12 protein-coding genes and 1 pseudogene are annotated in these 14,147 nt (G+C 59.8%); 5 read left to right on the forward strand and 8 right to left on the reverse strand.

The genetic code is table 11. The annotated features are described in order from the left end of the window. The first annotated feature begins 72 nt into the window (after positions 1-72). The gene (locus tag FE263_RS22180; protein ID WP_171034161.1) at positions 73-240 is read left to right on the forward strand and encodes a hypothetical protein; all 168 of its coding nucleotides are present in this window, start codon (positions 73-75) and stop codon (positions 238-240) included. A 433-nt stretch (positions 241-673) separates the two neighbouring features. On the opposite strand, the gene FE263_RS17005 is transcribed toward FE263_RS22180, so the two are convergent. The 4 genes from FE263_RS17005 to FE263_RS17020 all read right to left on the reverse strand — a co-directional run bounded on the left by FE263_RS17005 (position 674) and on the right by FE263_RS17020 (position 3,240). Then, complete coding sequence (locus FE263_RS17005) at positions 674-1,528, reverse strand: SDR family NAD(P)-dependent oxidoreductase (RefSeq protein ID WP_205880420.1); 855 nt, start codon at positions 1,526-1,528, stop codon at positions 674-676. Next, positions 1,525-2,328 carry an SDR family NAD(P)-dependent oxidoreductase gene (locus tag FE263_RS17010; protein WP_138327209.1) on the reverse strand — a complete coding sequence of 268 codons (804 nt, stop codon included), beginning with the start codon at positions 2,326-2,328 and terminating at the stop codon, positions 1,525-1,527. The genes FE263_RS17005 and FE263_RS17010 overlap by 4 nt, the downstream gene beginning before the upstream one ends. A 35-nt stretch (positions 2,329-2,363) precedes the next feature. Then, entirely contained in the window at positions 2,364-2,717 is a 354-nt protein-coding gene (locus FE263_RS17015) for a nuclear transport factor 2 family protein (protein ID WP_138327210.1), read from the reverse strand. A 64-nt stretch (positions 2,718-2,781) separates the two neighbouring features. Continuing rightward, the gene (locus tag FE263_RS17020) at positions 2,782-3,240 is read right to left on the reverse strand and encodes a cupin domain-containing protein (protein WP_138327211.1); all 459 of its coding nucleotides are present in this window, start codon (positions 3,238-3,240) and stop codon (positions 2,782-2,784) included. A 232-nt stretch (positions 3,241-3,472) separates the two neighbouring features. On the opposite strand from FE263_RS17020, the gene gloA reads away from it, so the two are divergent. After that, positions 3,473-3,997: a lactoylglutathione lyase gene (gloA, locus tag FE263_RS17025; protein ID WP_138327212.1), complete on the forward strand. Its 525-nt coding sequence runs from the start codon at positions 3,473-3,475 to the stop codon at positions 3,995-3,997. A gap of 26 nt (positions 3,998-4,023) precedes the next feature. On the opposite strand, the gene FE263_RS17030 is transcribed toward gloA, so the two are convergent. Next, complete coding sequence (locus tag FE263_RS17030) at positions 4,024-4,989, reverse strand: helix-turn-helix domain-containing protein (protein ID WP_171034162.1); 966 nt, start codon at positions 4,987-4,989, stop codon at positions 4,024-4,026. Between the two features lie 300 nt (positions 4,990-5,289). On the opposite strand from FE263_RS17030, the gene FE263_RS17035 reads away from it, so the two are divergent. Next, positions 5,290-6,342: a hypothetical protein gene (locus tag FE263_RS17035; protein WP_205880421.1), complete on the forward strand. Its 1,053-nt coding sequence runs from the start codon at positions 5,290-5,292 to the stop codon at positions 6,340-6,342. Next, a pseudogene (gene ppdK, locus FE263_RS17040) lies at positions 6,339-9,059 on the forward strand (pyruvate, phosphate dikinase). Before FE263_RS17035 ends, ppdK begins: the two are co-directional and overlap by 4 nt. A gap of 22 nt (positions 9,060-9,081) precedes the next feature. Here the strand turns inward: ppdK and dld are convergent. The 3 genes from dld to FE263_RS17055 form a co-directional block, all read right to left on the reverse strand. After that, positions 9,082-10,833: a D-lactate dehydrogenase gene (gene dld / locus FE263_RS17045; RefSeq protein ID WP_138327215.1), complete on the reverse strand. Its 1,752-nt coding sequence runs from the start codon at positions 10,831-10,833 to the stop codon at positions 9,082-9,084. Positions 10,834-10,990: 157 nt separating this feature from the next. Then, on the reverse strand, positions 10,991-11,776 hold the full coding sequence (locus tag FE263_RS17050) for an SDR family NAD(P)-dependent oxidoreductase (protein ID WP_138327216.1): 786 nt from the start codon (positions 11,774-11,776) through the stop codon (positions 10,991-10,993). A 457-nt stretch (positions 11,777-12,233) separates the two neighbouring features. After that, positions 12,234-13,217, reverse strand: coding sequence for an aldo/keto reductase (locus FE263_RS17055; protein WP_138327217.1), 984 nt, complete (start codon positions 13,215-13,217; stop codon positions 12,234-12,236). Positions 13,218-13,335: 118 nt separating this feature from the next. On the opposite strand from FE263_RS17055, the gene FE263_RS17060 reads away from it, so the two are divergent. Then, on the forward strand, positions 13,336-13,896 hold the full coding sequence (locus FE263_RS17060) for a LysR family transcriptional regulator (RefSeq protein WP_276611221.1): 561 nt from the start codon (positions 13,336-13,338) through the stop codon (positions 13,894-13,896). The last annotated feature ends 251 nt before the right edge of the window (positions 13,897-14,147 follow it).

Here is a 14,147-nt window from a genome sequence, read left to right on the forward strand (position 1 = left end):
GTGGAGGGCGATCCGCTGGAATCATTTCTATGTTTGTCGAACACCGGCACCTGGCTTGGTGCTCTTAGCTAAGTGCAGCGCGACGTCGACCATGCCCTCACGGTAGCCCGGACGCAGGCCAACGTCGCGAACCGCCATTCGGACGATCGCATCGCTCCCGGCGACATGAACGGCCTGCTCAAAGACGTTCGTCTGGGCATGGGCGAGAACCCGAAGCCCGCAGTCTGTGCATTGAAGTGAGTTTTCCTAACCTGAAGGGCTATATTCACTCGTTTGTCGCCTCAGCAGAATCGGCGGCAATTCGATAGCAATCCGGGGGAACTCAGATGACCGAGCAAATATCTACCGCGGCCTCCTCGGCGCGATTACCGGACGTCCGGTCCAGATGTTTGGCTTGACAACGGGCGCGTCATGGAGATGGCGCATTGGACGCCTCTCCCCCTTCAGTCTGGGAGCGTTATGAGGGTTATGTGCGGGTAAATATCACACCGTGAAGTTGGACTACGGGTCGCGCTCTGACAGAGCTAGGCGGTAAGAACGTGAAAAAGCCGCTCCGGCTAGCAAAGGGCCGAAGCGGCTTATCGGGAAGCAGGACCATCTAGGGAGCTAGATGGTCTGTAAAAGTAGTTGAAGGCCGACAAACGTTCGAAGAGGAAGAGGTATCCCGACCCTCCTAGACTGAATACCGGCATAGCGTTTCGCCGCCATCGACTCGGATAAGGTCACCGTGGATATAAGCGGACTTATCGGAAGCAAGGAACACCGCCAGGTCAGCGACGTCCGACACTTCTCCCCATCGCCCGAGCGGAATGCTCTTAGTGAACATTTCATCGAACGTATCGTCGTCTGCGAAGGCTCGGGTCAACGCCGTCTTTGCGTAGGTGGGACAGATGCCGTTGACCCGAATGCCTTCGCGCCCATACTCGATGGCGAGGCAGCGCGTGAGGTTTGCCGCTGCGCCCTTGGAGATATTGTACACGGACTGCCTGGGATGTCCTTGCAGTCCTGCCGTCGAGACGAGGTTGACGATGTTCCCGCCACCGCCCTGTTTAAGGAAAACCTTGATGGCTTCCTGAGCGGCTAGGAAACAGCCGCGAACATTGACGTCAAAGCAGATGTCGAGCTCTTCCTCGGTGAAGTCGTGGAAGAGCTTGCCGCCTCGGTATATACCAGCATTGTTCACCAGGATATCAAGCCTACCGAACCGCTCGGTGGTCGCCTCGACGGCCCCCACCACATCTGCACGCTTTGTCACGTTGGTGGTTACGAATAGGGCTTCGCTTCCGAGTTCCTGAACCAGCTGCACGGTTGTCAGTTCGGGCTTCTGGTCAAAGCCTGAGGGATTTGCTTTTTCCTGCAGGTCAGCGTTGACGATGTTTGCCCCTGCCTCCGCCATCTTAGAGGCGATACCGCGTCCGAAGCCAGTGCTCGCACCCGTGATTAGAACTACCTTGCCTTCCAGATCCCGGGCCACTTCCTGCTCCCCTTGACTTCCTAAAATCGTTTTCTTCTCGGCGGTGATACTCAACGCGCAGTGAAACCGCCGTCGACGGTCAGCATGCTGCCGGTCATCCATTCTGCGTCATCAGAGGCCAGGAAGACGACGCTCTTCGCCACGTCCGACGCCTCGCCAACGCGGGGCCAGGGGCACAGAGCCTCGAGACCGGCCTTCTGCTCTGGGTCGTCCAGGAAGGGCCGGACCATAGCTGTGGCGAGGAACCCCGGGCAGATCGCGTTCACATTAATTTTGTGGGGTGCAAAATCGATGGCGAGCTGTCGCGTCAAGTTTACCACCGCACCCTTGGAGGCGCAGTATGCGGGCTCGAGAGCGAGTCCAACTAAGCCGCCGATAGACGCGATGTTTACAACGCGGCCGCGAGTTCCGTTGGACCGGGGGTCTTGGTTGAGCATCTGCCGGATAGCATACTTGCTTCCGAGCCAGGGACCCTTGGCATTCACTGCCATGGTGAGGTCATACTGTTCCTCCGACTCTTCGAGGATGCTATGTACACCTGTGAAGATGCCTGCGTTGTTGACCATAATGTCGACGCGCCCAAACTCAGACGCGGCATGTTGGACAAGTGCTTCGACATCCGCAGCCTTACTTGCATCGGCGCGCTGAAAAGACGACTTCCCGCCGTTACCACGGATGACGTCCTTGGTGGCCTTGTCGGCGTCTTGCTCATAGCCACCCTTGCGAACTTCTTCGGTGAGGTCGGAGCACACGACGCTGGCGCCTTCGGCGGCCAGAGCAAGAGCGATGGCACGGCCGTTGCCGGAGCTTGCGCCGGTCACTACTGCCACGTGGTTCTCGAGACGCTTCGACATTTCTTCCTCTATCTGCTTCTTCTATGAGCCGAGACTTAGCCAAGCACAGCAAATGTCTGGGTTGCGATCTTCCCGTCTTCGACGAGCAAGGTGTCTGTAGCCAACGTCACCATTGGACGTGCTGACCAAGTTATGTAGGCGATAGGGCCGACAACCTCGCGACGCTCAATCCGGAATGCCTCCCAGAACTGCGGCTTCGCGCCAGAAATGAACGCAGCGAAAAAACCGCGTATTTCGGTGGACCCTCGATAGGTCTCATCCGCCGTTATCAGGACGGAGTCCGGGTGGTAGTCCGACAAGAGGGAGTCCAGTCCCTCCGCGAAGGCTCCCAGATGGTGATCCAGGACTTCAACCGTACTCTTGATAATGCCGGACGAAATCATTGCCATCTATCCCGTGCTCTGGATGTCAGACGGACCTGGAGAGCTGGGTGCGCTCCTGGTCTTGCTGCCTTCAAGCAGCTTGCTTCTGACTATCCACATGCGCCAGCCAGGCACCCTGAGCGGCATCCCAGCCAACGTTGGCAATGACACCGCCGTCATCCGTCATGAAGGCGAGCGGGCCCGAGAAGGTCATGTAGAAGGCGCTCTCTACGGGAAAGTAGGTCTTGCCATGCCGAGCACCAGACGCTTCAAAGCCATAGCCCGGGGCATTGGCAGTGTCGCCGCCAGCCTGGACGCCCCCGCGGACCTCCATCTTGCCCTTGTAGAGAAAGTATTCGCCGGGCCCGGTGTGAATGTGGTCGTTGAAGGACGACCCCGCCGGACACTCGAACGCGGCGGTCCAGGTTCCGGCCTCGGGGGAAACGTGAAGGAGCCGCCAAGTGATACCGCCGTCAGAGAAGGCGGTGGGGAACGGTGCCCAGGCGCTGTCGTCCATCTGGACGTACTCTTCGGTTGCCTTCTGCTTCATCGGAGTCTCTCCACCTAGTTGGTAACTGCCGCCAGGGGTGCGCCTCCCCGGCTCAGCCATCAGCACCTCCTGTGCACCTGCACACCACTAGGAGTGCACTATGGTTGTTTCTGCGGTGCACAATATTGGTGCACTGTCCGCCATGCCGCAGTGCGTCCGCAGTCGTGACTTGAAGGGAGGGACGGGGCCATTAGATTGGACGGAAGTAAGCGACCCTAGACGGGAGAACAGCATGTCTGGAGACAAAACCACTGAGGGTCCCACGCAGGGCTTTGCTTTCAACCATGTAATGTTACGAGTTAAGGACGCCGAGAAATCGCTCGCGTTCTACACCGGAGTCCTTGGAATGCGGCTACTCGAGCGCTTTATGTTCGAGCAGGGCCGCTTCTCGCTGTACTACCTCGGTTACCAGGGCTACGCATCCGGGGGCGACAAACGTGCAGGGGCGCAGGCGATTTTCGAGCGAGACGCTATCCTCGAACTCACACACAATTGGGGGACTGAACAGCAGGCTGAGGAGGCCGTTTACCACAACGGTAACACGGAGCCGAAGGGCTTCGGTCACCTCGCCATCACCGTCCCAGACGTTGCCGCGGCCTGCGCTCACTTCGAAGCCAATGGGGTGAGCTTTGTGAAGCGGCCGGATGCTGGCTCCATGAAGGGCCTAGCCTTCATTGAGGATCCGGACGGCTACTGGATTGAGATCATGAGCCCGTATCGAACAGCGGAGCTCCTGGTGGAACTGGAGAAGACATAAACCAATGCATGTGGTCGCTCCTCGGGCTAAGCCTGCACAACGAGCAGGTCGCGGTGCTCCGTCGGTGACTGCCCGTATGCAGCCTTGAAGCGGCGGCTGAAGTGCGTCGAGTTCTGAAAGCCCCATGCGAATGCAATCTCCGTAACCGTGCGATGTCGCATGGCAGGATTGGACAAGTCCCTACGGCAACGGTCGAGGCGGCGCTGGATGATGTGCTGCTGCACAGTCGTCCCCTCGGACTCGAAGAGGGCGTGCAGGTAGCGCAACGAGATGCGGTTGGCTGCAGCGACCTGGGCAGGCTTGATATCAGGGTCGTCGAGGTGGGTTTCTATGAACCGCTTGACCGCCTGAAGCTGCTGATGCCGGATCGAGCTAGCCTCGCGATCCGTCAGGTCGCCGCCCAGCGCGTTCACCATCAGCCCAAGCATCACCTCGGTGACGGCATCCGCGCTCTGGATGGAGGCTGAGGCGTCGGCATCCACCAGTTGACGCATGAAGGCCGACAACAGCCCGGTGCTGGGCGAAAGATGGGGTAGGCTCGCCTGCATGGAGTGCCAGGAATTAGGAAGCCAACCGCGTAGGCGTGCAAGGGGAATGGTAACTGAAACTTTCGCCAGACGCTCAACCACTTCAAACCGCATGGCTTTGAGCGAAGTCCAAATTAGGATGTCACCCGGCGTCAAAAGGGTTCGCCGGTCCTCTATCGCAAAGCGCTCACTACCGGATAGGACGAGTTGTATCGTCACGTCATCTGCGGCATCTTTCGTTACCGCCCCACAACCCCGAGTTGCGCTGCACGGGTCGCACACGCAGTGGACGATACGAAGAGCATCGACCGCTTGCGAACTAATGCTTGCTTGGAAGTCAGGGCCAGACGGCTTCTGGACGTCCCAAGAGCCCCAGGTCGACTTCAGCATGTGCTGCCACGCGGCATAACGGTCTTCCTGCGGAAGAACGCTAGAATCCCAGCGCGAAATAGAGTGGATGCTCACGACGTGCCCTCGATGTGCCCCTTTTCGGGGTTTGATTGGAACACTACACCTAACCAATTGGTGACGGCAACATAGGAAAGTCGTTGGTCTCAGCGACCACCGCATTACTGCCACATTGGTTGCACCGGTCGTCAGAAACCGCCACCTCAACTAATAAAGATCAACACATTGCCTGCGCTTTCTGCAGTACGATATTCAGTGGCGGCTGCCATGCACTGACAGTCGTATCGAACTGCGCGGCAAGACCGGACGAAGTCCCGTCGTCGGCGCATGACGAGCATGGCCTTCTAGGACATCGTCATGAATACGCTGGTCAAACCCCTATCGCCCGCTATCTCCATCCGCAATGTCGCAATAATTTACGGTTTGACTGCGGCGTCCTGTTTTCTCGTCAACATCGTGGTTGAGAGAATGCCGATAGGGGATTGGGGACCGGCCGACATCTCGAAGATGTTCTGGCTCGACAATGTGACTTGGCAGCTTCTCTCGCTTTGGTGGTTGCTCCTCAGTGTCGTAAGCGATGGCTGGCCATTTACCTCCGTTGCTGACCCGACAAGGCGTGCACTTGCTACGATTGCATCCAGCTGGGTCGTGGGTTGGTTTTCTGCAAAGGCGATATATTGGACTGGCTTGGGCGCCGACTGGGTGTTCCCCATCATCGGGACCATCTACTTCCTTATCGCGTTCATCTCATTCGCAGGCGAGAACTGGCTGGTCACGTCGCTCCCTCCCGCTCGCAAGTTCTTTATCTTGTTTAGCCTTATTGCCTTTCTGACTTATATCATTACGAATTCGACCATCCGATGGATACCAGCCTGGTGGTTTCCCTTCATCGAGATGGGCCTCGCATCTGGCCTGCTCGCCTACCTGACACGCGGCGTACGGCAACCTGGGCGTGGCGTCGTCCAAATCGGCCTCCTCTTTCTGGTCGTCCTGGCTTTCACCGTCATCAGTCGATGGTTGCACGTCTGGGACTTCACCAAGGCTGGTATTGGAGACTTCTGGAGGATCGGAACCTACACTAGCCCATACTTTTTGCTGTGGTTTATGACGGGGTGCTCTGTTTCGTACACGCTGCTCGTTCAGACCCACAATTGGCCATTTCGCTTTGTTCCCATGCCCTGGGGCGGCGTCCTGTCCTGCCTAGCGTGCATCGTCGTTACAAGCGCCGTGGCGTGGTTGCTCTCGGAACTCGTCGGGATCCTGTTTGCGAGTGTTCAGGAGGCCCTGACCTACGCTTACATGGGCGTCAATTGGTCCTTCACGATGGCACTGCTCTTCGGCTTTGGCGTGAGTCAACCTTACCTTTGGCGCGGTCAAACGGTGCCCGGCTCATGGGATGACGTGGCATGAGGCATCCTGAGAAAACGAATACCCCGTCCAGCGTAGAACAGAGCTCATCGAACAAGTGGGTTTACGGCTTTGGCGGCGGGCGCAATGAGGGTCGCGCCAGTATGCGCGACCTGCTTGGTGGCAAGGGCGCGAACCTGGCGGAAATGGCGGCGATTGGGTTGCCCGTGCCTCCGGGCTTCACCATCACGTCAGAGGTCTGTACGGCGTTCTACGCCAACCGAAAGCGCTACCCCGACGGTCTTTCTGAACAGGTTGCTGCCGCCCTGAAGGTGGTTGAACAGAGCGTTGGGCTGCGTTTCGGAGACGAGGGGGCCCCGCTCCTGGTTTCGGTGCGGTCAGGTGCGCGGGTCTCTATGCCGGGGATGATGGACACCGTGCTCAACCTCGGGTTAAACGACCGCACGGTGGAGGGCTTGGCCCGCTCCTCGAAAGACCCGCGTTTCGCCTGGGACAGCTATCGTCGGTTCGTGCAGATGTATGGCTCGGTGGTCCTAGAGGTCCCGCATCATCGGTTCGAAGAGGTCATCGAGACGGCATAACGGACGTTCGATGTTATCGAGGACACCGACATCAGCTCTGATCAGTGGCGTGCCGTAGTAGACTCCTTCAAGCGCTTGATAGCCGACAACACGGGGCAGACCTTCCCCGACGACCCAATGGCACAGCTTTGGGGAGCCATCGGCGCCGTCTTCGGCTCTTGGATGAACCCACGCGCCAATACCTATCGACGTTTGCACGATATACCGGCGGCGTGGGGGACGGCGGTTAACGTTCAGGCCATGGTTTTCGGTAACATGGGCGAGAACTGCGCCACCGGTGTCTGCTTCACAAGAGACCCATCCACGGGCGAGGACTCTTTCTTCGGAGAATATCTAATAAATTCGCAGGGTGAGGACGTAGTCGCTGGTATCCGTACCCCGCAGCCGATGTCTGAAGCTCGAGCGGTCTCCCATGAGATCTCGATGGAGCGGGCTCTTCCGGTCGCATACGAGCAGCTTGTTCGGGTTAGGGCGCTCCTGGAGCGGCACTACCGCGACATGCAGGACATTGAATTTACGGTCCAGCGCGACGTGCTTTACATCCTGCAGACCCGCTTCGGAAAGCGGTCGGCAGCCGCAGCATTGCGTATCGCGGTAGCCATGGAGGCTGAAGGGCTTATCTCGCGAGACGAAGCGATTCTGCGTGTTGAACCAGCAAGCCTGGACCAACTGTTGCATCCTCGGCTTGATCCGAAAGCAGAGCGCACCTTGCTCACTCGAGGCCTGCCTGCATCGCCCGGAGCTGCTTCCGGCATGATTATTTTTCACGCGGACGACGTTGAAGCGCGAGCCTTGCGCGGTGAGGCCCTCATTCTAGTGACAACGGAGACCAGTCCGGAGGACGTCCACGGGATGCATGCGGCACGGGGTGTGCTGACTGCACGTGGTGGCATGACCTCTCACGCTGCAGTGGTCGCTCGTGGCATGGGGCGGCCTTGCGTGGCTGGGGCGTCGGACCTGAGGGTCGACGCCCGCGTAGGGACCATGCAGGTGAACGGGCGGAGCCTTCCCGGCGGCACCTGGATCACCATCGATGGGAGTACCGGGGAGGTCTTTGAGGGCAAGGTCGCCACAATTGGATCAGAGCTATCCGGCGACTTCGCGACCCTGCTCGGCTGGGCCGACGAGGCACGGCGGCTTGGGGTTCGGGCAAATGCCGAGACGCCGAAGGACTGCGAAATCGCGCGTCAGTTTGGTGCGGACGGCATTGGGCTTTGCCGCACGGAGCACATGTTCTTCGCACCGGAACGGATCGGGCTCGTGCGCCGGATGATTCTCGCAGACAACGACGCCGCTCGTCAGCGGGCGCTCGATGGGCTGCTCCCATTTCAGCGGGCGGATTTCGTCGCCCTGTTCCGCATCATGGCCCTACGGCCGGTGACTATTCGCCTCCTCGACCCGCCGCTGCACGAGTTCCTTCCTCATGGCGATGCCGAGCTCGAAAGCGTCGCCCATACACTGGGTGCTTCCCTCGAGGCGGTTCAAGCGCGATGTGCCGCATTGGCCGAAGCAAATCCGATGCTTGGCCATCGAGGGTGTCGTCTGGCCATCAGCTTCCCAGCCATCTACGCGATGCAAGTGCGGGCTATCGTCGAGGCAGCCGTCGAGGTGGCTGTAGAAAGCGGAATGCCCGTAGTTCCCGAGATCATGATACCTCTCGTTGCGGCAGCCTCGGAGCTTCAGCTGCTGCGAGCGGATGTGGAGCGGGTAGCAGGTGAGGTGCTCGCGAAAGCTGGACAACCGATGACGGTTTTTATCGGCACCATGATTGAGCTGCCTCGCGCCGCTCTAACTGCGGACCAAATAGCTGAGCACGCCGACTTCTTCTCGTTCGGCACCAATGACCTGACCCAGACGACCTTCGGCTTGTCCCGGGACGACGCGGGCAGCTTCCTGCCAAACTACGTCTCCCGTGGCCTGCTGCCAAAAGACCCGTTTGTAAGCCTCGATCAGGACGGCGTAGGAGCACTGGTGGAGATTGCCATTGCCAAGGGCCGCAGCCGTAGCCCAGGCCTCAAGCTGGGTATCTGTGGTGAACATGGCGGAGACCCGGCGACTATCTCTTACTGCGAGGAGCTGGAGCTCGACTATGTATCGTGTTCACCCTACCGGGTTCCCATCGCGCGCCTGGCAGCGGCGCAGGCAAGCATCAAGAAAGCAGCACTGAAAGCTGAGTAAGCAATATTTCCCGGGCCCGGAATTACACTACCACTGGGTCACAGCGTATAAACTTTGATGTCTTACCGGTGCCAGGGTTCAGGCAATTACAAGGGTCCAGTCTACCAAAGTGAGCCTGCTGTGCGGGAGGCGCCTGGTAGAGGGTCCCGACGTTGTGCTCAGCCGGGTAGCGCGCACCGCGGCGAACAAGTATTTCAAGGAGACGTTCCTCGAAGGCGCGGCAGTCGGTCTCCTTTCGAACGATATAGTCCTGATGCATGACGTGGCACAGGAAGTGGCCGTAGTAGAGCTTGTGCAGGCACGGCTTATCGAGCTCCGGTGGAAGACGTTCGAACCAGTCCATGTCATTGCGGCGCAGAGCGATATCGAGCGGGACGATATCTTCCACGCTCTCCGGGTGCACGGCGCGGAAGCGCACAGCTGCTCCCGCACACGCAAACCGGTTCAAGAAAGCCTTTGAGCCCTCGCTTCCTATGCACCGGAAAAACGCGCCGTCATCATGGGCGAGCACCCCCGAAAGGAGCTGTTCAGTCTCATCGGCAAGCGCTCCGCTGACCTTCAGCATCAGGTGATGTTCGAAGCGGTCACGGTAGTCCCGCAGGCGGCGTGGCAGGTGGTCCGGGAAGAAAGCCGCAGCCCACTGCAGGATGCGGTCGGACAGGCCGTTGGGCAGGAAGGGGAAGCGTTGCGAGAGCCGGTCGACCTTAGTCTTCATCGCGAACAGCTGTGGCAGCCGCGCTGTGCCGAGGCGCTCGATGGCGATGACGGTGTCCTTACCATAGTGGTCGGCGATATCGAACGCATCACGATGCATGTACTCACCTGCAATGGGCAGGGCGGAAAGGTGACCAAGTATACGTCGCCGGAGCGTCTCTAACGTGTGCGGGTTGTTGGTGCCAACGTAGAAGACTGTCGGATCCGGCTCTGAGGGGAAGGTGTCGACGCGCACCGCGAACACCACTAGGTGCCCGGCGCATCCAGACGCCTCAAAAAGGCGGCCTGGGTCAGCATTGTAGCGGGCAGGTTCATCGCTCTCGATGTCGCGGACGCGACTGGCATAGCCGTCGTCATGACCACGACCAGCGTCCGCGCTTACGTCGCGCTCTAGAAAATTCCCGGTGTCCAGGCGATGTAGGATTTCCTCGGGCTCATTACCGAGATGGATGCCCAGGTGGTTCACCAGCCGGAGGACCCCATCGGCGCCCACTTGCCCGAAGAGCGCCATCTCCGTATAGGCCGGACCCCGCTGCACTAGGGCTCCGCCCGAGTTGTTGCAGATGCCCCCGATCACCGAGGCACCCAGGCAAGAGGAACCAATGACTGAATGGGGCTCGCGGCCGTGCTGCTTAAGGGCGCTCTCGAGCTTGTCCAGAGTGGTTCCGGGGAGGCAAACGACCTGTCTGTTGTCCTGAATAAGCCAGAAGTTGGTTATGCGGAGGGTTGATATCAGCACGACGGGCCGGTCATATCGGCCGTCTGGCGTGGAGCCCCCAGTGAGCCCGGTGTTGGCAGCCTGCACTATGAGGACGCAACCACAGGCGACGGCGCGCTCCGCCACCCGCCAAAGCTCAACCAAGGAGGCAGGCCGCACCACCGCGAGCACCGGCCCGTCGCCTGTCCGATAGCCTCGCCTGTAGGGAAGGGTGTCGGCTTCGGCAGTCAGCACATGACTTCGACCCACTGCCTGCTGAAAAGCCCTAAGGAGGTTCGCTTGACCGGATGCTAGCTTAGGTCGGATGGCGCCAGGATAGAGGGAGCTCAAGGTATCTGGCATTGTGCCTCCAACTCAGTTCCCCGGTGCTCATCTTGGCGGTCGACCAGCTTGGACACCGACCCGCCCGTAAAGAAGCCTCGCTCGGGCGACAGCGCAAGCGTCCTCCCTAACCTCAGCATGCCAGAGAGGACACTAGAATATCGGCCTCGTGAGCGTGCTAGAGAACGGCCCAACCGCCGCTGATTTGGAGCGAGATTGAACTAACATACCGGCTCTCGTCGGATGCCAAATAGACCGCCCCCATCGCAATATCGTAAGGCGTGCCGAGCTGACCGAGGGGAATGAGACCCGTAAAAGTTTCGCGCGCGTGATCAGCGCTCTTCATCTCGCCCCGCGCGGCGGCACCCTTGAAAATCTGGTCCATCATGCCGTCTTGGCCGGTCTCAATTTGACCGGGCATGATCGAATTGCAACGGATACGAAAGGGAGCACAGTGCGCTGCCACCGACCAGCTGAGGTGCCTGACGGCCGCCTTGCTGATGCCGTAGCTGACCTCGAATGGCGTCGCAATGGCGGCTGCAATCGAGGAGATGTTGATAATCGACCCACCGCCCGCCCGTTTCATTGCCGGAATCGCAGCGCGGCAGCCCAGCATCACGGACTCCACGTTGACAAGCTGTAGTCTGCGAAAATCCTCGACCTGCGTTGTCTCAGGATTAACCTCGCTGACCGAGCCTAGAATCCCCGCGTTGTTCACAAGCACGTCCAGGCGCCCGTGCCTCCGCTCGATCTCGACAATCGTCTCGTCCCACTGGGCTTCGACCGTCACGTCCTGCCGCAGAATCATGCAACCGGTTTCAGACTGCGTCCGGTCGAGTGCCTCCTTCTTGAGGTCGGTAGCCAGGACGGTGGCTCCCTCAGCGATGAATGACCTGACCGTCTCGCGACCTATCGCACCGCCACCTCCGGTGACGAGGCAAACCTTACCCTTCAGTCTATCCACGTTTTCTCCCCCCGCCTGTATATTCAGTTCTTAGTCCAGCGCCAGAAAGCTGAAGCGCGCGCGAGTTGCCCGTAGCGCTGGTTCTACTGCCTGAATGTGCTCTTCATTTTCCGAGCAGCAGCGCCTTCCGTGCACTGGCAGGCGATTGCCAGTGCACGGGGGAGAGCCTGACGCAGACAACCCCGCCCCGCTCGCAATCAAGCGACCAGAGGATCCGCCGCGACCTGACGAGCATCCACTTCAAGGCACGCTCGCTTGCGCTCTAGCGGTTTGGATGAAGGCCTTAGGTGTCTCCGTCACCTCGAAACGAATCAAGCGCGGCCAGCCTGGGAGAGGTCATGCCTCTGTTCATGGAGAGGGCGCCTCCCAGGCTAAGGCGGAGCCCGAGCTCGATGCGCAGGCTGAGCCTAATCAATTTGGGGAGGCACCGGGCTACCGCCCGTCTAGCGTTCCCGTGTCAGGTTGCCTCTACGACTCGCATCTGCTGTGCGTTCATCCGACCCCCATGCACCATGACGTTCGCAAGAGCCGCAGCGATCTCGTTCAGGTCTCTAGCGCTCAAGTCCAGCTCGGCCGCCCCGATATTCTCAAGTAGATGGCCGACGCTACCCGTGCCCGGAATTGGCACGATGAACGGCTTCTGGGCGAGCAGCCACGCCAGAGCGAACTGCGGTGTCGTCACCTTCTTCTTGCTCGCCAGCTTCTCAAGTGCCTCAATGAAGGTTCTGTTCGCGGCGATATTCTGCGTCGTGAAGCGGTCAAAGCCAGCGCGCAGGTCAACGTCCGGTTTGAATGCGGATGCTCCCTCGATCTGCTTCGTGAGATAGCCCATCCCGACCGGCCCCCATGGGACAAAGCCGATGCCCAGCTCATCGCAGGTCGCCAGGACACCATTGTTTTCCGGGTCTCGGTTCATAAGCGAGTACTCGGTCTGCACCGCGGCGACGGGCTGAACGGCGTGTGCATGACGGATGGTCTTCGGGCTGGCTTCCGACAAACCGAAGTGAAGGACCTTCCCCTCGGCGATCAGGTCCTTCACCGCTCCGGCTACGTCCTCGATGGGCACGTCGGGGTCGACACGATGTTGATAGAAGAGGTCAATCCGGTCGGTCCGAAGGCGCTTGAGGCAACCGGCTATCATCTTCTTGATGTGCTCGGGGCGGCTATTGAGACCACCGGCCTCAGTGAGGTCGAAGCCGAACTTGGTGGCGACTTTTACCTCGGCTCGGACAAGCTGGAGAGCACCGCCGACAATCGTCTCGCTGATGTAGGGTCCGTAGACCTCGGCCGTGTCGAAGAAAGTGACGCCCTGGTTGTGGGCTTCCCGGATGACCTTGAGGGCGTCGTCGATGGGTGCCGGTGGACCATAGTTCGACGCTAGGCCCATGCATCCAAAGCCAATTTCAGACACGTCCAGGCTTCCAAGCTTGCGGTGTTTCATCGGTCTATCCTCCTCGGTGGATGGCTGCATCTATCACCCCCTCAGGCAGCATCCTGGGAGGTGGCTGAGGCACTCATCCGAACCTAGAGCGTTCACAGCATAGTATTAGATGATATAGATGACATGGACCGATAACCTGGACGCATCAATGGCCCGCGATACCATTGGCGACTTGGCCGCTCTCTTGGCGGTCGCGCGGGAACGGAGCTTCACTCGCGCTGCAGCTCAGCTCGGTGTGTCGCAGCCTGCCCTAAGCCGCACCGTTCGCATGCTCGAGCTACGCCTCGGCGTGAGACTGCTGACCCGGAACACTCGAAGCGTCGCTCCGACGGAAGCTGGCGAGCGGTTGCTCCAGACCGTCGGACCTCACTTTGACGGCATCGAGGCCGGGCTGGCGGATCTTACGGCGCTGCGGGGCAGACCGGCAGGCAGCCTGCGCATCACCTCGGTTGAACACGCCACCAACACCATCCTCGCGCCAGCTCTGGAACGGTTCTGGCCGATGTATCCAGCTATCCGGGTGGAGATCATCGACGACTACAGCTTGGCCGACATCATCGCGGACCGGTTCGACGCGGGCGTGCGGCTTGGCGAGCAGGTTGCGAAAGACATGATTTCGCTCAGGATCGGCGCGGACTTCCGAATGGCTGTCGTTGGTGCACCATCCTATCTCGCGTAGCGGCCGTACCCTCGGGTTCCGCCCGAACTGACCGACCACGTCTGTCTCGGACTGCGCCTGCCGACGTCCGGTGGCCTCTACACCTGGCCCTTTGCCAAGGGCACCCGCGAGCTGAGGGTGCGGGTAGAAGGGCAGCTAGTGTTCAATTCAAACTCGATGATGCTTCGTATGGCTCTAGAGCACGATCTGACCGATCCGACTCGAAAGCTCTTGCCCGACGCGGCGCGAGTTTGATTCACCATGCTGGCTGG

It is taken from the genome of Lichenicoccus roseus, from assembly GCF_005844085.1.
GTDB lineage: Bacteria > Pseudomonadota > Alphaproteobacteria > Acetobacterales > Acetobacteraceae > Lichenicoccus > Lichenicoccus roseus.